The following is a 16,407-nucleotide window of genomic DNA, read 5'->3' as shown; positions in this document are numbered from 1 at the left end:
CTTTTGCGAAATTTCAGACACCCGCAAATGTCCGACATGAAGGCGAGTGCCGCCTGTCTGCATTGCTCATGTAGAGCGGACAGACGGTTATGGAGGGGTAAGCGGATGGTCTGTTTCTGGAACGCCAACATATGAAAGCAGACATTCCTGTATTCGGTGTTGACGAACGATCTGCCCCTACGGACTCGGGTCAATCTCTCTTCCCGCCCGCACCTCGGGGTCATTTTCAAAGGTACGCAGAACGGCTGACCAAAATGCCCGCAGGCTTGGAAAGCTGCCCCAGTTAGGTGGTTCTTCAATATCCGCCGTGGGGTCCATACCGAGCACAGCCCAACTGACGCGATCGAGGTCCATATCGCTATAGGCCAGTAACGTCCTTAATTCGTTGACTGTCTGCTGCTTGAACGGCAGGCGATGCATGCGCGGCGCATCTTCAATGACCTCGAACAGTGTATCGCCAAAGAGCTCAGGATCCTCGCCAAACGAGCTCGCACCCAGATTAGAGAGACGCGGAAACAGGTCGAGAATATCATATTTAGTCAAGTTTAACAGTTTGGACATAGTAGATCATCCCATTGTGTTCTTTTTTGACAATTGTAACTTGAATGCGCCGCGCAGTCTTGCGCTGCCGATTGGCCCTCTCGATGACGACAGTTCCTCCCCCTGAGGTGTGTCCTTCAAGGAGGATTGCATTTCCATCTCTGGCGTTCTTGAGCCAGCCATCAATCCTGGAGCTGTTATCCTTGAGCACTTTGTGAATAGCACGTTCGGCTTCTTCCTTCGACGTGAAGAATGAAACAATTGGTGTTGATTTTCACTGAGAACTGACCCGGTTTTTTCATCAGGAATTGACCCAGCCAGATGCTATTTCAGGCATAGTCATGCGGGCGGTCAAGAAGGAGATCTGTCCTTTCTGTTTTTTGACGCGGCGGTGCTGGCGCGGAACCTGTAGCTGTCATTTCCTGTCTCGAGGATATGACAGTGATGGGTCAGCCGATCGAGGAGCGCTGTCGTCATCTTCGGGTCACCAAAGACATCTCCCCATTCACTGAAGCTCAGATTGGTTGTGATGATGACACTGGTGCGCCCGTAGAGGCGGCTGGGCAGATGGAACAGCAGGGCGCCAGCAGATGCGTTGAAGGGGAGATAACCGGGTTCATCAAGAATCACGAGATACAGGCGGAGCAGCCTGTCGGTAATCTGTCCGGTGCGGCTGGCGGTCTTTTCGTGTTCGAGCGCCAGGGCCTGTGGGGCAGCATCAAGCCGGGGAACCACGGTTCTCCTGGCATCGATCAGGCGATGCAGCGTATTGAGAACATGGGTCCTGGTCGCCACGCCGTCTTCAAGTGCCAGTTCAACCGCGCAGAGGACAGCCTGCTCATCATGCTGCAGCACAAGGGCCAGGATTTCAGCCATTTCCCGGTCGCCTCCAGGTCGCCTGAGCAGTTGATCCTGCAGGGTCCGGAAGGCGGCTGGCAATTCGGCAAACGGCGCGCCATTGCGCAGGGCGCCCGGTTTGCGCTGGATGACCGCCAGATAATGCCGCCAGTCATACACCGTGCGGCCTGGCACGCCATGCGAACGCGTGATGATCCGGTCATGCACGCACAGAACCTGCCCTTCGGCGATAATGCGCAGCCTGTCGGGATAAACCCGCAGGCTGACCGGACGATTGGTAAAGGAGGCCGGCACGCTATAGCGGTTGCCTTCGAACCGGATCAGACAGGTTGGTGAGACGCGCCTGGTCTGTTCGACAAACCCGTCAAAGGGACGCCCCGGCACCATGAGGTGAGGATGCTCGGCTTGCATGGACCTCGGCGATGCTCCGGGCCAGTTCGATATGCTGCAGCCGTTCCCAGCAGTCCAGGCAGCTCCATAGGATCCATCATGGCCCAGTGCCACAAGATCCTCATGCAGTCGCCGCGCCGTGCGCCGGTTCCTGCGTGATCGGGCAGCTTCCAGGACCAGCCATCCCCTCAGCCTGTCAGCAAACGGGGCCAGTCGGCCGGGACGTTCGGGGACCTGGAACCGCGGTTCAATACTCTGTGCCCGCAGATATTTCCGGATCGTATTGCGTGACAGCCCCGTCCGACGTTCAATCTCGCGGATCGGAAGATGATCCCGGCAGTGCCACCGACGGATCACACTCAGAAGCTCCATGTCAATCACTCCTCAAACCCCCAGCAGATGCTGCCGGGGAGTGTGAAGGCATGGGGCAAATCTCGATGAAAATTTCCGCCCTGCCCGGGTCAGTTCTCAGTGAAAATCAACAGACAGGCCGCCGAAATGCTCGGGTAATCCGATCGATGATCTTCCAGAAGGCGCATGGCGCGCTCATGGAACTCAGGCGAATAACGCGATGTCTTCTTCTCTACCATAGGGGTCATCCTCCGAGAGTTTTACTCTCCGGTAAACCCGGGGCAGTTCATGAAGATCGGCTACGCGATCTTCATGGACCACGTTCATACGCCGGATCTGCCGTGCCCCCATTCGGTGCAGCTCTTCAACTGGATTATCGACGGCAAGCTGAAGGTCCACATTGGCGGTACCTACCCGCTGGCCAACGCCGCCCGCGCCCATGCCGACATGGAAAGCGGTGAAACGACCGGGAAGCTCCTGCTGATTCCGTAAAAAAGCAGGAGAGCCGGGATCATTCAGGCTTATTCGCCTCCCATTCCTTCCTGATCAGTTCCAGACCCTCCTCATATGTCGTGACCCAGAGCGCAGGGAAATGGCGTTTGAATTTCGTTGAGTCGAAGAGATTGTCCTGCTCGTAGCGGGGCAGCAGTTCCCTTATCTCCCGCACCTGTTTTGAGAAAATGCCTGCGATGATCAGTGGCCATCTGCCGATGACCGAATAAGATGGCGTGCGTCCGAAAATCCTGCTCGCCATGGTGACGAATGTCTTATAGGTCGGCCGATCATCACAGCACGGCAGATGCCAGGTCTGGCCATAAGCATCGGGGGTATTGCCCAGGGTTGCCAGCGCGCGGCTCGCATCCGGCGTCCAGATGAGGGTCCGGCGCGTATCGTCACGGACAGGGACCAGAGGTCTTTTGCCTGTTTTCAGCCTGTCGATGATCAGGGCGTTGGTGAAGCTCTGCGTTTTTCCCGGACCATAGAATTCCGGTGCGCGGGCGATGAGCACGGGAATGTCTCCTCGCGCCATTTCTTCCAGCACCATGGACGCCATTGCAGCGCGCACCCGCCCTTTCCGGCCAACCGGGGCGAAGCGCGTTTCCTCCGTCTGGATATGACTGTTCTGCGGATACATGTAGGTATTGTCGAAATAGGCGAAACTGGCGCCCGCCGTCCGGCACGCCTGCAAGGCGTTCTTCAGCATGACCGGAAACCGCTCTTCCCAGAGCGTGCTGTCAGGGGGCAGGCCGGCTGTGAAATAGACGATCCGGCTGCCTTTCACCGCCTGTGTCGTCTGTCCTGCATCCAGCAGGTTCGCAGCCATAAGGGTATCGTCCTGGTTGACCTTGCGGGGATTGCGGCTCACGAGCCGCAGGTCGCCCGTATGATGCTGATGTAATGTCCGCGCCAGTTCCGTGGCGATCTGGCCATTTGCGCCCAGAATTGTCTGCATGTGGGGCTGCCTCCATGGTGCCGAGCAGGTTTATCGTTGCGACGCTAACGTTGAAGTCAGATTTAATGTCAAACGACAGATTGACCTTCAACCGGGCTAGAACGTTACAAAACGGTTGTCCGCCCCCCTGTCGCATCAAAGGGACCAGCCATGAGCCGTCATATCCTTCACGTTGCCACCAACATCGCGCATTTTGACAATCCGGCGCATCCGACCGGGTTATGGCTGTCGGAACTGACGCATGCCTGGGACGTGTTTGCCGCCAGGGGTTATGAACAGCGCATTATCAGCCCCACGGGTGGCAGGGTTCCGCTTGACCCGCGTGCGCTGAAATGGCCGATGCGCGATGCCTCATCCAGAGCCTGGCTGGCCGATCCGGCAAAAATGGCCCTGCTCTCTTCAACCCCCTGCCCAGCAGACATCAATCCGCAGGATTATGATGCGATCTACTTTACCGGTGGGCATGGCGTGATGTGGGACTTTCCAGACAATGAGGACCTTCAGGCCATCACCCGCGCAGTGTGGGAAAAGGGCGGCATTGTTTCCGCTGTCTGTCATGGATATTGCGGGCTTCTGAACACCCGTCTTGCAGACGGTTCTTTTCTGGTCTCCGGGCGAAAAATCACCGGATTTTCGTGGACCGAGGAAAGGCTGGCGGGCGTATCGCGGGAGATACCCTACAACGCGGAAGCTGAGATGAAGGCACGGGGCGCGCTATACGAAAAAGCCCTTCTGCCGTTCATGTCCCATGTCGTGGCGGACGGAAAACTGGTGACGGGCCAGAACCCTTCTTCCGCCAGAGCGACCGCAAGAAAAGTCGCGTCCCTTCTGGGAGGACTTTAAGGCGAAACAGCTTTTTTGCTGCGCCTCCTGCTCACGGACAGACGACGATCCGTGCTGTCCAGAAGGCGCACATCGTCAGGGGTCACGTCCAGGTTTTCGGGAGGCTCCATAAGCACATTCGTCAGGACACGATGGGCATTGGCCGCACAGTCCATGTCGTCAGGGCGTGCCTGAATGTCCGTAACCAGACGAAGGAGGTGGGTTTTGCTCTGGGCCAGACGTGCCTGCAGCGCCTCGATATCCGCAATCTTGCGTGTCAGTGCATTCATGAGGGCATCATGGTCCCAGTGTTTCAGATCAGCGGGCAGCAGGGTGCGGATTTCATCCAGCGTAAATCCGGCCCGCTGTGCCATCGTGATGAGTCCCAGGATCAGCTCGGCCTGTGGCGGATAGGTACGGTATCCGTTGGAACGACGATCAACCGTTTTCAGGAGACCGATGCGCTCATAGAAGCGGATTTTGGAAGTCGTAAGACCGGTTTGCCGGGCCAGTTCTCCAATTTTCATCATCTGTCTTCTGTTACAGGTTCATCTTGACGTTGAACTTATGTTCAACGTTAGCGTCTGAGCAATATCAGTTCTGAATGCTCGGGAGAAGTATCATGTCATTCGTCACGACATCCGACGGCGTAGAGATTTTCTACAAGGACTGGGGACCGAAGGACGCCCGGCCGATCGTATTCCATCATGGCTGGCCGCTTAGCGCCGATGACTGGGACACGCAGATGCTGTTCTTCCTGAGCAGGGGATTTCGCGTTATTGCGCATGACCGCCGCGGTCACGGACGTTCGGCGCAGGTGAGCGACGGTCATGACATGGACCATTACGCGGCTGATGCATCGGCAGTTGTCGAACATCTCGATCTGAAAAACGCCATTCATGTCGGGCATTCGACAGGGGGCGGACAGGTTGCCCGCTATGTTGCGCAATATGGTCAGCCTCAGGGACGTGTCGCCAAAGCCGTGCTCATCAGTTCCGTGCCGCCTTTGATGGTCCAGACGGACCGCAGTCCGGAAGGCGCACCGATCGAAGTCCTGAACGGACTGCGTGCCGGATTGGTGGCCAATCGCGCGCAGTTCTTTCTGGATGTGGCCGGCGGGCCGTTTTATGGCTTCAACCGTCCGGGCGCAGAAGTTTCGGAAGGGACGATCCGCAACTGGTGGCGTCAGGGCATGATGGGGAGTGCGAAAGCCCATTATGAAGGGATCAGGGCATTCTCCGAAACGGACCAGACGGAAGACCTGAAAGCCATTACCGTCCCGGTGCTTGTGCTACAGGGCGATGATGATCAGGTCGTGCCTTATAAAAATGCGGCCATCCTTCAGGACAGGCTGCTTCAAAACAGCACGTTGAAAATCTATCCCGGTTATCCGCATGGCATGCACACGACCCATGCCGATATCATCAATGCCGATATCCTGGCGTTTATTACCGACTGAAGATCGCGTCCCGACGATGTGGCCTTTGACGTCAGTAGGTGGTGATTTTGTCCCGTTACCTGCCTTGTCGTGAAGTCAGTCCCCGCAATGTGGCTGGGCTGGAGTTCGTCTGTCAACGTCGGCTTTACGAAAACGTCTCTGACGGACGTAATGTCCTGAATGCGGACATCAGTAGCCTGTCCGCTCTGTTCTCACTAAGCAGACAGGCAGTTACCGACAGGAAAAGGCGAATGCTGGCTGTGGGTGACAATTTCCCTCTTGCCGGCCACCTTCTACCGGGAAGATGGCCGGTCATGCTGAGGCAAGAAACGCAACCAGAACCACCCCATCAGGGCAGACAGGACAGAACCGGCGAAGATGCCCATCTTGGCCAGGATCACAAGATCTGATCCGGAAAATGCCAGGTTCGCGATAAACAGGCTGATCGTAAATCCGATGCCGCACAGCAGCGAAAGACCAAACAGCATTCCCATTGGTGTTTCGGCCGGAAGCGTGGTGATCTTCAACCGGGTCGAAAGCAGCGTCGCGCCAAAGACACCGACAGGCTTGCCAACAATCAGTCCCAACATGATCCCGAGCGGAACAGCCTCCAGCGTTCTGTCCGGATGAACGCCCACCAGTGAAACACCCACGTTCATGAAGCCGAAAAGTGGCAGAACCACCCATGTGACAAAGGGGGCCAGCGCGGAGCCTGTTTTATCGAGAGGCGTAACTGGTCCAACGCCTTTTCCGGATGTCGTCGCCGGCAGACAGAGTCCGGTTATCACCCCGGCAAGAGTTGGATGCAGGCCAGATTCCAGAAGTGCTATCCATAGGAGAATGCCTGCGGTGGCATAACTCCATAACGTCCTGATCCCGGCCCTGTTCGCTCCGATCAATGCTGCCGTGACGATCCCGACCGCTACAAGTGCTGGCCAGTACAGAGCGCTCCCGTAAAACAGGGCGATCACCAAGATACCCAGCACGTCATCGAAAATGGCCAACGCCATCAGCCAGGCCCTGGCGCCAGGCGAGACATGCTTTCCAAGAGCAAGAATGATCGGCAACGTGAATGCAGCGTCCGTTGCAACAGGAATAGCCCAGCCGCGCGTCGCTTCCGGATGCCCGCATGTCACCAGAAGATACGTCAGGGCGGGCACGATCATGCCGCCCAGTGCCCCGATAAGCGGCAGGGCAACGCGGCGTAGTGATGAGAGGTGCCCTGAGACGGTTTCCTTCTTGATTTCGAGAATGACCACCAGAAAAAACAGGGTCATAAGCCCGTCGGAGACCCACGCGTCCATGTTTTCCGGCCCATGCGTGCCCAGAAAGGAAAGCTTCATGGGGGTCGTTATCAGGGCTGTATAACCCAGCGCCCACGGTGAATTTGCCAGGACAAGACCCGCAAGAGAGGCGAGCAGGAGAACAGACGCCCCGCCTGCGGGAGAGCCAAGGAAACGTCGAAGATGGGCGGCGGACGCAATAAAGGATTCAGTCATTTCTCTTTGTTGAACAGGACAGGGTTCCATACAAGTCAAAGGTTCTGCGCTATATTGTCATAATGTTTCTTTTTACGTCCGCTTCTCGAATACCCGTTTTACGAGCTTTGCGTTCTGGATGAGGCAACTGCAGCTTTTTCCTCATATCTGCCCAAAGTCATCAATGATCCTGCATTCTCCAATCATGCCATGCTGGCACTGCTTTAGTAGATGGTTCAACTCATGCCGTAGAGATTGCAGATCAGAATTTTGCGGTCGATTTCCCTGACATGAGTACTGGCGATAACATCAACTTCTTCGCTGGATCGGCCAGCCTGGGCCGCCAGATCCAGTAATACCCGCACCATTGTGGCTTGTGTTATGGGCGTGTCGGGGTTGTGGAGCGGATTGCAGATTATTTGTCACAGTATCAAAGAAGCTGGCGGTATTCTCCTGCGATGAAAAGATATCAGGCATAACATCGTGCCGGATACCAGACGTATGGAAGGGCATAGGATCCCGTGGCCTTCAGTATTTTGCACGCTTTCTTCGCATCGACCCATTTTATGAAACGGCTGCTGAACATGACCAGAAAGCGCGTTATAATGGATCGGGAATACTTCTGTCTGGTGAATACTCCCTCGGTGAATTCCTTGTATTTTAAAGAAATGGGTCTGTAGCTGGACAGTCTGCCTGTTCGTCAGAGAATGCTGGCCACTCATCTTCAGATGTCATTGCGAAGGCTTTATAAAAACATCACCAAACATATATTATATTGTAATATAATAATTAATATAAATAATATTATATTTTATCAATGGATTTCTATCCATAGTCCCCACGAATATCATAATGATAATCATTTTCATAATATAAATTCCTTTCATAGGTGACATGTTCAGGTTCACGTCAGGTTTCTCTGTTATCGGTAGGAAGTCATCGTCGTGATGGCAGGAACTCTACGTTTGACAGGAAACAGACGCGTATTATGCGAAGGATATTGCACGGTGGCCTGTATGCAGCCTGTATTTTCTTCCTGTCGGTATTGCCCACCCGGGCAGACAGCGGGACGGAAGGCATATGCATGACAGTCCAGCAGGGTATCCGCCTGCATGTAGACGGTATGTATGGCGGATATCCCCATTCCGTACTGCGCGATGCCGTGCTGCAGGGGGTGGCGTGCCCGTCTGATGAGGCTGAACTGCATGCATTCAGTCTTATCGCTGAGTCAGCCCCTCATCTGCGTATTTCCGTTACGAGGCCCATGGGACAGGGGCAGCAGGGATCGATTTCCGCCCGGCTGTTCGCGCAGGGGCACTTTATCATAGGGGAACGTATGTCCCTCTCCCCCCTGGCACGTTCCCAGTCTCCTTTTTCGGTTTCGTCCGACATCAACCTCATGATGGCGCGGCTGTGGAGCGACCTCGCCTTACGGATCAGTCATGGTGGTCCCGTCATTCCATGAAGGCCTGAAGCATGAAGCGCGTCATGCGCCCCATCCTGTCGGTCGCCATGACCGGCGCCCTGACATGGGGGGCTCTGGCCCGGGCTCAGGTCCCCCGGTCCGGCCCATCCTTCCATGAAGCGGTCGGCATGGCGTGGGCCATTGATCCGGTCCGCACCGAACTGCAGGTCAGTCACCATTCCGCCCGTGCCCGCGCGAGTGCGGCGGGGTCATGGTTTGCCGGTGGCCCTACCCTGTCGGGTGAATACATGGATGACCACATGCTGGGCAGTAACGAAGGCTATACGACGTATCAGGGCGGGGTGTCCGTGCCGCTATGGCTGCCAGGACAGGGCCGCGCCACCTGGCAGGTTGCAAGCGCGGAAGCTGCATCGTTTGATGAACAGCTCAATGTCGAACACATGGCACTATCCATCCGGGTGCTTGACGCTGGCGCTGCCGCCCTGATCGCCCGTACGCGGGTGGAGGTGGCCCATACCCTTTATGATGTGACAGCACGCATGGCCACCAGCGCCACACGGGCGGTGCATGGTGGCGAACTGGCCTCGGCCGATGGTCAGATGGCACAGGCGGCAGTGGAGAATGCCCGTAATGAACTGGCCCTGGCACAGGAGGAGGCCCGGAATGCAACGGCTGCACTGGAGGTGCTCCTCGGCCGCCCGGTTGTGCCGGATCTTGCGCGTTACGGGGCGAGCGACGTCACCCACGCCCGCTTTATCGCGCCCCGTGACATGGAGGACAATGACCCCCGCATCAGGGTCGCGCACCGCAATGTTGAAGCTGCCGAGGCCAACATGAAGCTGGCGCGCCGTTCCTTCATGCCCAATCCGGAAATCGGCGTGGATGCGATCCATGAAAAGCAGTACGGCAGCCCGTGGGATGACCGGGTGGGCGTGAATTTCAGCATTCCCCTGCCCAGCGAGGTCCGCAACACGCCCATCATGTCCGAAGCGCGCAACCGGCTGGCTTCGGCTACCAGTCAAGAAACGCAGGCGCGGCGCATGGTGCATCTGGAAATGATGCGGGTACGGGAACGTCTGATCGCAGCCACCACGGCGCGGCAGACCACCCGCACCGCATCCGAAAACATGGAGAAGCGGGCCGAGGCGCAGGAACGGGCCTGGCGGCTGGGCGAAGCCAGTCTGGATACGGCGCTTGCCGCCCGGCAGACGGCGGCCAATACCCGGCTGGCCAGCGCCCGGGCCGAGGTGGAATGGCATGTCGCCAGCATCCGCATGCTGATCGCAACCGGGATCGTACCATGAAGCGGCTCACCCCTGCCCTGTTTATTCCTGCCCTGTTCATTCTGGTCCTGTCCTGCCCGCCAGCCCATGCCACGGATGTGGCGTTGCCTCCTGTCGTGAAGCTGGATGGGGCGGCCGTGGCGAACGCGGGTATCGCCATTGTCACGGCAGCACCCGGTAGGGTTGTGCCCATGCTGCCGGTCATAAGCCGGGTCATGCCCGATACGACACGGGTCGTGCATATCCACCCCGCTGGCAGCGGCAAGGTGCTGGCAGTGCTGGCGCAGCCGGGCACACCCGTGCGGCGGGGACAGGCGCTGCTGCGTTATCAGGACCATTCCCTGCATGTCGCTCGTCTGCAGGCGGTCCAGATGCGTGCGGCGCTGACAGCCGCCATCGCGGCCCGGAGCGATGCGGCGGGCGCCGTGCAGCGGGCAAAGGCGCTGGCGGGCGAAACCATCTCCATGGCCGAACTGCGCCGCAGGCAGGATGCACTGGCGCAGGCTGACGCCACCATGCACGCGCGGCAGGCGGATGTGGATACGCTGGGCCATCGTTTCGCGGAGGAGTTCAATTCATCATCGGAACAGGACAGCAAGCGCACGGAAGACGAGAGCTCGACCCTGATTGCCCCTGTCGATGGCATGGTGCAGGCGCTCAATACTTCGGTGGCGGGCGACGTGGACCCGACCATGGATGTGGCGACTGTGGCGGACCTGTCCGGCATATGGCTTGTCTCCGACATCCCTCCCGATCAGGCCGTACGGATCGCACCGGGCGGGCAGCAGGTGACGCAGGCGGCAGGTGGCCCGTTCACGTCGCGTATCGACACGGTGGATGGCATGGCCAGTCCGCTGACCGGGCTGGTCCGCGTCATCAGCAGCGTGCCCAACCCCACCGGCGCACTGGTGCCCGGCATGGTGCTGGATGCAACACTGGCGCAGCGCGATAGCGTGGCGGGCATTGTCGTGCCGTCCGAAGCCCTTCAGCAGATTGACGGGCAGAGCGTCGTGTTCTTGCGGATGAGCGAAACCGATTACCGGCCCGTCGTGGTTGATGTGGCGCTGGATGACGGGATTCAAGCGGTCGTCCGTTCCGGCCTGAAAGGGGGCGAGCCGGTCGTAGGCCACGGCAGCTTCGCCCTGCATTCGGTCATCGGCCTTGCCGGGATGGATGCGGACTGATGGCGCGGAAATACCTTGAGGCGCTGATGCGCGCGCGCATGCTGGTTCTGGGCGGTCTTTTCGTGCTGCTGGCGGCTGGAATCATGACGGTGCTGGGTCTGCCGGTGGAGGCGGTGCCCGATATCTCGCCCCGTCAGGTGCTTGTCTCGGTTGTCGCCCCCGGCCTCGCGACGGAAGAAGTGGAGAAACTCATCACCTTTCCCGTCGAGGCCAGCATGACCGGCATTCCCGGCATGACCGACCTGCGCTCCGTCTCCCGTGGCGGGGTGTCGGTGGTATATGTGCAATTTGCCGACGACACCGACATCAACCTTGACCGCACCCGCGTGAACGAGCGCATGCAGCAGGCGCGTTCGAACATATCCGTGCCCGGAATCACCATCAGCATGGGGCCGCTGGCCACAGGCATGGGCGAGATCATGCAGTTCCAGATCCGGGGCGCGGGGCGCTCGCCCATGGAACTCAACCGCATCATGAACTGGACCGTGGTGCCGCAGATGCGCCTCGTGCCCGGCGTGGTGGACGTGAACGTCAATGGCGGGGCGGAGGAAACCTATGAAGTCACGCTCGATCCTGCACGGCTGATCGGGGCCAATCTTTCCGTCGGTGAGGTCTATCGCGCGGTGGATGAGAATAATGCCGCGTCCGGCGGTGGCTGGATCACGCATCATGCCGAACAGCAGAGCGTGGTCGGGCGCGGGCTGGTGGGTAGCCTTGCGGATTTCGGCAACATCGCCGTGCGGACCAATACGGACGGCTCGGTCGTGCGCCTGCGCGACCTCGGGCGCATCACCACGGGCGCGCGCACCCGGCTGGGGGCGGTCACGCGCGACGGACAGGGCGAAATCGTGATCGGCGTGGTGATGATGGAAAGTGGGGCGAGTTCCAACGCCACCCTTGCCGCGATCGACCGCGCCCTGCCGGGTATCCGGCAGGCGCTGCCCGCAGGCGTTACGCTGGACCCCTACTACACCCGCGCCACCCTGACCGGGCAGACCATCGCCACCGTGCGTGACAACCTGTTGATGGGCGCGGTGCTGGTGGTGGGCGTGCTGGTGGTGGTGATCGGGAGCTGGCAGGCGGCCCTTGTCATTGCCTCGGTCATTCCGGTGGCCCTTGTCTGCGCCATGGCGGGGATGCGGCAGTTCGGCATCTCGGCCAACCTGCTCAGTCTGGGCGCGATCGATTTCGGCATGATCGTCGATGGCTCGCTGGTGGTGATCGAACATGTCCTGTCACGGCGCGAGGAGGAACCGGATGTGGAATTCATGCCCCTCGTGGTGTCATCCGTGCAGCAGGTCATGCGCCCGGTGGGGTTCGCCATCCTGGTCATCATCATGGTCTATCTGCCCATCCTGACCCTGCAGGGGATCGAGGGGCGCATGTTCCGTCCCATGGCGCAGACGGTCATCATGGCGCTGCTGGTGTCGCTTGCTTACTGCTTCATCTGCATTCCCGTGCTGGCCAGCCTTGCGCTGGGGCGGCTGCACCCTGCGGGCGATACGCGACTGATCGCATGGCTGCGCCGCCCCTATACCCATATGGTGACATGGGGGGAGATGCATCCGCGCACCCTGTTTGGCGGCACGATCGCGGTGCTGGTCGTATCGGCTGTTCTTGCCACACGACTGGGGGGTGAATTCATTCCCCAGCTTGATGAAGGCGCACTTGCGGTCACCACCACCCGACTGCCCTCGGTCTCGCTCGACACCGTGCTGGCGTCGGTCACGAAGCAGGAGCAGATCCTGCGCCGCTTTCCCGAGGTCAGGACGGTGGTCAGCAATACCGGCACATCCGCCATTCCGACCGACCCGATGGGCGTGAACGAGACCGACAGCTTCATCTTCCTCAATCCACCTTCCACATGGAAAACCGCCCGCACGCAGGCGGGCCTTGTCGCCGCGATGGACGACACAATGCGGCGCGAACTGCCCGATGCGCTGTATTCATGGAGCCAGCCGGTGCAGATGCGCATGGACGACCTGCTCTCTGGCGTGCGCACCCAGATTGCCGTCTCGATCTTCGGTGATGACCTGACCACGCTGGCAGAACTGGGCGACCGGGTGGTGGCCGCCATGTCCGGCGTGAAGGGCGCGGCGGACGTGGCGGCGGCGGGCGATGGCACCGTGCCGCTGATCGTGGCCGATATCGACCGCACGCAGGCCGCCAGCCGCAACGTGGCGGTGCAGGACATTCTGGATACGGTAGAGGCGGTGGGCGGACATATCGGCACGAGGCCGGTGATCGTGGATAACGCCATCATCAGCACGCAGGTGCGCCTTGAACCGAAGCGCGTGACCTCGGCTGCCGCGATTGGTGCGCTGCAGGTCCGGCGCATGGACGGGCAAGGCAGTGTCATGCTTTCACAGGTGGCGCATGTGCATGAAGTCGATGGCCCGCCGCGCATCAGCCGCGATGGCGTGCGCCGGCGCATGGTGGTCCAGGCCAATGTGCGCGGGCGGGATCTTGCGTCCTACGTGGCCGAGGCACAGGCCCGGGTGGTTCGGGACGTGAAGCTGCCCGCAGGCTATGCCATGCAGTGGAATGGCCAGTTCCGTAATCTGCAATCAGCGGTGCTGCGGCTGGAGATCGTCCTGCCCATTGCCCTTGGCCTGATCTTTGCCCTGCTGGTGGTGGCTTTTGGCGCGGTCAGGCCAGCCCTTCTGGTATTCATCAACCTGCCGGTGGCGGCGACCGGCGGCATCGTGGCGCTGACGCTGCGCGGCCTGCCGTTCAGCATTTCGGCAGGCATCGGCTTTATTGCACTGTTTGGCGTGGCGATCCTCAACGGTGTGGTGCTGGTCAGTGAAATCGCAGCCCTGCGCGCGGGTGGCATGGCGGTGGCGCAGGCGGCCTTTGCCGCCGCCGAATCCCGCTTTCGCCCGGTCATGGCCACGGCCCTTGTCGCCAGCCTTGGCTTTTTCCCCATGGCGTTTTCAGACAGTGCGGGGGCCGAGGTCGAACGCCCGCTGGCCAGCGTGGTGATCGGCGGGCTGGTTACGTCCACATTGCTTACACTCCTGGTGCTGCCATCGCTTTACGCCCGGGTCATGCGAGAGAGGGTTCGGGACTGATGCGTATCCTTATTGTTGAAGATGAACGTGACCTTGGGGCGGCAGTGCAGGAGCGCGTGCGGCTGGACGGGCATGCAGTGGACTGGTTCATGACGCTGGAGGACGCGCGTGCGGCCATGGCCACCGTGGATTATGATTTCATGCTGCTTGATCTTGGGCTGCCAGATGGCAGCGGGCGCAGCCTGCTGCGTGACATCCGCCGGACACCATCGAATATCGCCATCCTCATCACCACGGCGGAAGATCAGATCAGCGACCGCATTGCCGGCCTGTCCGAAGGGGCGGATGATTATATTGTCAAGCCTTACGACCTGAACGAACTCGTGGCCCGTATCGCTGCCGTGGCGCGGCGTTATGCGGCTCCCCGCAGGCAGGTCCATTATCGCATTGGGGAGATTACGATCGACCGGGAAAACCGCTCGGTATCGCGCAGCGGGCGGGTGCTTGACCTGACCGCACGGGAATGGGCCATTATGGAACTGCTTTCACGTCATCCGGGGCGGATCCATTCACGCCAGCAGATCGACACGGCCCTGTATGCGCTGGACCACGATGTGGACAGCAACACTGTCGAGGTTTTCATAAGCCGCCTGCGCAAGAAGGTAGGCAACACGGTAATCAGGACTGTCCGTGGCCGTGGATACTGTCTGGCTGATGGTGAAGCGGTATGAAGAACTGGAGTCTCGCCACCCGCATCGTCAGCAGTGTCCTGAGCGTGGTGACGCTCAGCCTGCTGGCTCTCAGCCTCGCCGTTGCAGGCTTTACCCGCTACGAAATAACGGAACGGCTGGACAATTCCCTGCAGGAAGTCTCCGAACGGCTGCAGGCCACCATCGCTACACAGCCCCATGGACCACGGGACACTGTTGCCTGGGTGCCCGGTGTCGGACCGCGCACACTCGCCTACCAGGTGGTCGATCAGTCCGGGCATGTGGTGTTGCGCTCACAGAATGCGCCGGTCCAGCCGTTTGTGCCCGATATCCATACCGGGTTTGTCGATATCCCCCGTTTCCGGGTCTATATCGCAGCTCCGACCGCCACGGCCTATCGTGTGCTGGTGGGGGAGCCGACATTGCACCGTCGGGGGGCGACGTGGCGCGCGACGGCGATCGCCATTGTGCCGATACTGGTTTTCCTGCCTGTCATCTGGCTGCTGGTACGCGTGATCGTGCGACGTGCCCTGCGCCCGCTTGACCGCCTGCATGATGAAATGCAATCGCGCGGCAGCGGCAACCTGCGGCCCATCCCCTCGCTTGACCTGCCGGTGGAACTCGTCTCCATCCAGCATGCCGTCAATACCCTTCTGGCCCGTCTGGAAACCGCACTTTCCACCGAGCGGGCCTTTGCCGCAAGTGCCGCGCATGAACTGCGCAACCCGCTTGGCGCCCTGCTGGCGCAGGTGCAGATGCTGGGCCGCATGGTATCGCCAGAAACGGAGGCCGGGCGCAGGGTGGACATCATTGCCGACCGGACCCGCCGACTTGGACGGACGGTAGAAAAACTGCTGCAGTTCTCACGTGCCTCGTCAGGTGTTGCCTTCCGCCGCAACCGCTTCGACCTCCTGACCGTGCTGCGTGTACTGGCGGACGATCTGGACCATAACCCGCGTGACGGGTGCGGAATCATCCTGAACGTAAACGGGATCAGCCACATATTCGTGCATGGTGACATGGATGCGACCGGCATCATGCTGCGCAACCTGCTGGAAAACGCATTGCTGCACGGGGGGCGTGAGACGCCCGTGCATGTGGCCGTCCTGCCAGATGGGTGCATTGACATTACTAACGACTGCCCGGCCCTGACGGCGGACATGCTGACGCGGCTGACCAGTCCGTTCGTGCGCGGCGGGACTGGCACGCGCGGCAGCGGCCTTGGCCTGGCAATTGCCAGCAATATTGCCAGGCAGATGGACGCGACCATGCGCCTGCGTTCCCCGCTGCCGGAATCAGGCAGGGGGTTTGGTGCCCACATTACTTTCCCCGACCCGGATGTGATCCGCGCCTCCGGCACAGCCTGAGACCGCGCGTTCGGTTTCACGTCATATGGAACTGATATGAAGACTGGCATGACGCACGAAACACTCCCGGCACGCAGGCGCTATGATGCGCCG

15 protein-coding genes are annotated in these 16,407 nt (G+C 59.8%); 9 read left to right on the top strand and 6 right to left on the bottom strand.

Features of this window, described 5'->3' with window-relative positions:
• Window positions 1-177: 177 nt before the first annotated feature.
• The 3 genes from ACE2AA_RS04615 to ACE2AA_RS04605 all read right to left on the bottom strand — a co-directional run bounded on the left by ACE2AA_RS04615 (window position 178) and on the right by ACE2AA_RS04605 (window position 2,160).
• On the bottom strand, window positions 178-561 hold the full coding sequence (locus ACE2AA_RS04615; protein WP_395371457.1) for a hypothetical protein: 384 nt from the start codon (window positions 559-561) through the stop codon (window positions 178-180).
• Entirely contained in the window at window positions 536-751 is a 216-nt protein-coding gene (locus ACE2AA_RS04610) for an RNase A-like domain-containing protein (protein WP_395371455.1), read from the bottom strand. The genes ACE2AA_RS04615 and ACE2AA_RS04610 overlap by 26 nt, the downstream gene beginning before the upstream one ends.
• A gap of 140 nt (window positions 752-891) precedes the next feature.
• Window positions 892-2,160 (bottom strand): ATP-binding protein, encoded by a 1,269-nt coding sequence (locus ACE2AA_RS04605; RefSeq protein WP_395371453.1) that lies wholly within the window; start codon window positions 2,158-2,160, stop codon window positions 892-894.
• Window positions 2,161-2,427: 267 nt separating this feature from the next.
• On the opposite strand from ACE2AA_RS04605, the gene ACE2AA_RS04600 reads away from it, so the two are divergent.
• A complete protein-coding gene (locus tag ACE2AA_RS04600) occupies window positions 2,428-2,631 on the top strand; it encodes a zinc-binding dehydrogenase (RefSeq protein ID WP_395371451.1) in 204 nt (67 codons plus the stop codon).
• A 19-nt stretch (window positions 2,632-2,650) separates the two neighbouring features.
• On the opposite strand, the gene ACE2AA_RS04595 is transcribed toward ACE2AA_RS04600, so the two are convergent.
• Entirely contained in the window at window positions 2,651-3,592 is a 942-nt protein-coding gene (locus tag ACE2AA_RS04595) for an SDR family oxidoreductase (RefSeq protein WP_395371449.1), read from the bottom strand.
• A gap of 150 nt (window positions 3,593-3,742) precedes the next feature.
• Here ACE2AA_RS04595 and ACE2AA_RS04590 point away from each other — a divergent pair, with 150 nt between their 5' ends.
• A complete protein-coding gene (locus ACE2AA_RS04590) occupies window positions 3,743-4,435 on the top strand; it encodes a type 1 glutamine amidotransferase domain-containing protein (RefSeq protein WP_395371447.1) in 693 nt (230 codons plus the stop codon).
• Here ACE2AA_RS04590 and ACE2AA_RS04585 read toward each other — a convergent pair.
• Entirely contained in the window at window positions 4,432-4,944 is a 513-nt protein-coding gene (locus ACE2AA_RS04585; RefSeq protein WP_227000595.1) for a MerR family transcriptional regulator, read from the bottom strand. The two genes, ACE2AA_RS04590 and ACE2AA_RS04585, sit on opposite strands and share 4 nt — an antisense overlap.
• 92 nt (window positions 4,945-5,036) lie before the next feature.
• On the opposite strand from ACE2AA_RS04585, the gene ACE2AA_RS04580 reads away from it, so the two are divergent.
• Window positions 5,037-5,873, top strand: a complete 837-nt coding sequence (locus ACE2AA_RS04580) for an alpha/beta fold hydrolase (RefSeq protein WP_395371445.1) — start codon at window positions 5,037-5,039, stop codon at window positions 5,871-5,873.
• A 272-nt stretch (window positions 5,874-6,145) separates the two neighbouring features.
• Here the strand turns inward: ACE2AA_RS04580 and nhaA are convergent, their stop codons facing one another.
• Window positions 6,146-7,351, bottom strand: coding sequence for a Na+/H+ antiporter NhaA (gene nhaA, locus ACE2AA_RS04575; protein WP_395371443.1), 1,206 nt, complete (start codon window positions 7,349-7,351; stop codon window positions 6,146-6,148).
• Between the two features lie 967 nt (window positions 7,352-8,318).
• Between nhaA and ACE2AA_RS04570 the strand changes: the two genes are divergently transcribed.
• From ACE2AA_RS04570 to ACE2AA_RS04545, 6 genes are read left to right on the top strand one after another with little or no spacing between them, the layout of a single operon-like run.
• Window positions 8,319-8,795, top strand: a complete 477-nt coding sequence (locus ACE2AA_RS04570) for a hypothetical protein (protein ID WP_395371441.1) — start codon at window positions 8,319-8,321, stop codon at window positions 8,793-8,795.
• Window positions 8,796-8,806: 11 nt separating this feature from the next.
• The gene (locus tag ACE2AA_RS04565; protein ID WP_395371439.1) at window positions 8,807-10,060 is read left to right on the top strand and encodes a TolC family protein; all 1,254 of its coding nucleotides are present in this window, start codon (window positions 8,807-8,809) and stop codon (window positions 10,058-10,060) included.
• On the top strand, window positions 10,057-11,223 hold the full coding sequence (locus ACE2AA_RS04560) for an efflux RND transporter periplasmic adaptor subunit (RefSeq protein WP_395371437.1): 1,167 nt from the start codon (window positions 10,057-10,059) through the stop codon (window positions 11,221-11,223). The genes ACE2AA_RS04565 and ACE2AA_RS04560 overlap by 4 nt, the downstream gene beginning before the upstream one ends.
• The gene (locus tag ACE2AA_RS04555) at window positions 11,223-14,297 is read left to right on the top strand and encodes an efflux RND transporter permease subunit (protein WP_395371435.1); all 3,075 of its coding nucleotides are present in this window, start codon (window positions 11,223-11,225) and stop codon (window positions 14,295-14,297) included. Before ACE2AA_RS04560 ends, ACE2AA_RS04555 begins: the two co-directional genes overlap by 1 nt.
• Window positions 14,297-14,968 carry a response regulator transcription factor gene (locus ACE2AA_RS04550; protein WP_395371433.1) on the top strand — a complete coding sequence of 224 codons (672 nt, stop codon included), beginning with the start codon at window positions 14,297-14,299 and terminating at the stop codon, window positions 14,966-14,968. The genes ACE2AA_RS04555 and ACE2AA_RS04550 overlap by 1 nt, the downstream gene beginning before the upstream one ends.
• Window positions 14,965-16,314 (top strand): sensor histidine kinase, encoded by a 1,350-nt coding sequence (locus ACE2AA_RS04545; protein WP_395371431.1) that lies wholly within the window; start codon window positions 14,965-14,967, stop codon window positions 16,312-16,314. The genes ACE2AA_RS04550 and ACE2AA_RS04545 overlap by 4 nt, the downstream gene beginning before the upstream one ends.
• Window positions 16,315-16,407 lie beyond the last annotated feature (93 nt).

It is taken from the genome of Komagataeibacter diospyri (assembly GCF_043995075.1).
GTDB lineage: Bacteria > Pseudomonadota > Alphaproteobacteria > Acetobacterales > Acetobacteraceae > Komagataeibacter > Komagataeibacter diospyri.
Note: the sequence above shows the minus strand (reverse complement) of the source record. Positions and strands in the feature narration are given on the sequence as shown.

Bases quoted from the DNA above. Each gene is read 5' to 3' on its own strand.
- ACE2AA_RS04570 (WP_395371441.1), top strand. From the start codon at position 8,319: ATGCGAAGGATATTGCACGGTGGCCTGTATGCAGCCTGTATTTTCTTC.
- ACE2AA_RS04545 (WP_395371431.1), top strand. From the start codon at position 14,965: ATGAAGAACTGGAGTCTCGCCACCCGCATCGTCAGCAGTGTCCTGAGC.
- ACE2AA_RS04585 (WP_227000595.1), bottom strand. From the start codon at position 4,944: ATGATGAAAATTGGAGAACTGGCCCGGCAAACCGGTCTTACGACTTCC.
- ACE2AA_RS04600 (WP_395371451.1), top strand. From the start codon at position 2,428: ATGAAGATCGGCTACGCGATCTTCATGGACCACGTTCATACGCCGGAT.
- ACE2AA_RS04605 (WP_395371453.1), bottom strand. From the start codon at position 2,160: ATGGAGCTTCTGAGTGTGATCCGTCGGTGGCACTGCCGGGATCATCTT.
- ACE2AA_RS04595 (WP_395371449.1), bottom strand. From the start codon at position 3,592: ATGCAGACAATTCTGGGCGCAAATGGCCAGATCGCCACGGAACTGGCG.
- ACE2AA_RS04615 (WP_395371457.1), bottom strand. From the start codon at position 561: ATGTCCAAACTGTTAAACTTGACTAAATATGATATTCTCGACCTGTTT.
- ACE2AA_RS04565 (WP_395371439.1), top strand. From the start codon at position 8,807: ATGAAGCGCGTCATGCGCCCCATCCTGTCGGTCGCCATGACCGGCGCC.
- ACE2AA_RS04580 (WP_395371445.1), top strand. From the start codon at position 5,037: ATGTCATTCGTCACGACATCCGACGGCGTAGAGATTTTCTACAAGGAC.
- ACE2AA_RS04555 (WP_395371435.1), top strand. From the start codon at position 11,223: ATGGCGCGGAAATACCTTGAGGCGCTGATGCGCGCGCGCATGCTGGTT.
- nhaA (WP_395371443.1), bottom strand. From the start codon at position 7,351: ATGACTGAATCCTTTATTGCGTCCGCCGCCCATCTTCGACGTTTCCTT.
- ACE2AA_RS04590 (WP_395371447.1), top strand. From the start codon at position 3,743: ATGAGCCGTCATATCCTTCACGTTGCCACCAACATCGCGCATTTTGAC.
- ACE2AA_RS04550 (WP_395371433.1), top strand. From the start codon at position 14,297: ATGCGTATCCTTATTGTTGAAGATGAACGTGACCTTGGGGCGGCAGTG.
- ACE2AA_RS04560 (WP_395371437.1), top strand. From the start codon at position 10,057: ATGAAGCGGCTCACCCCTGCCCTGTTTATTCCTGCCCTGTTCATTCTG.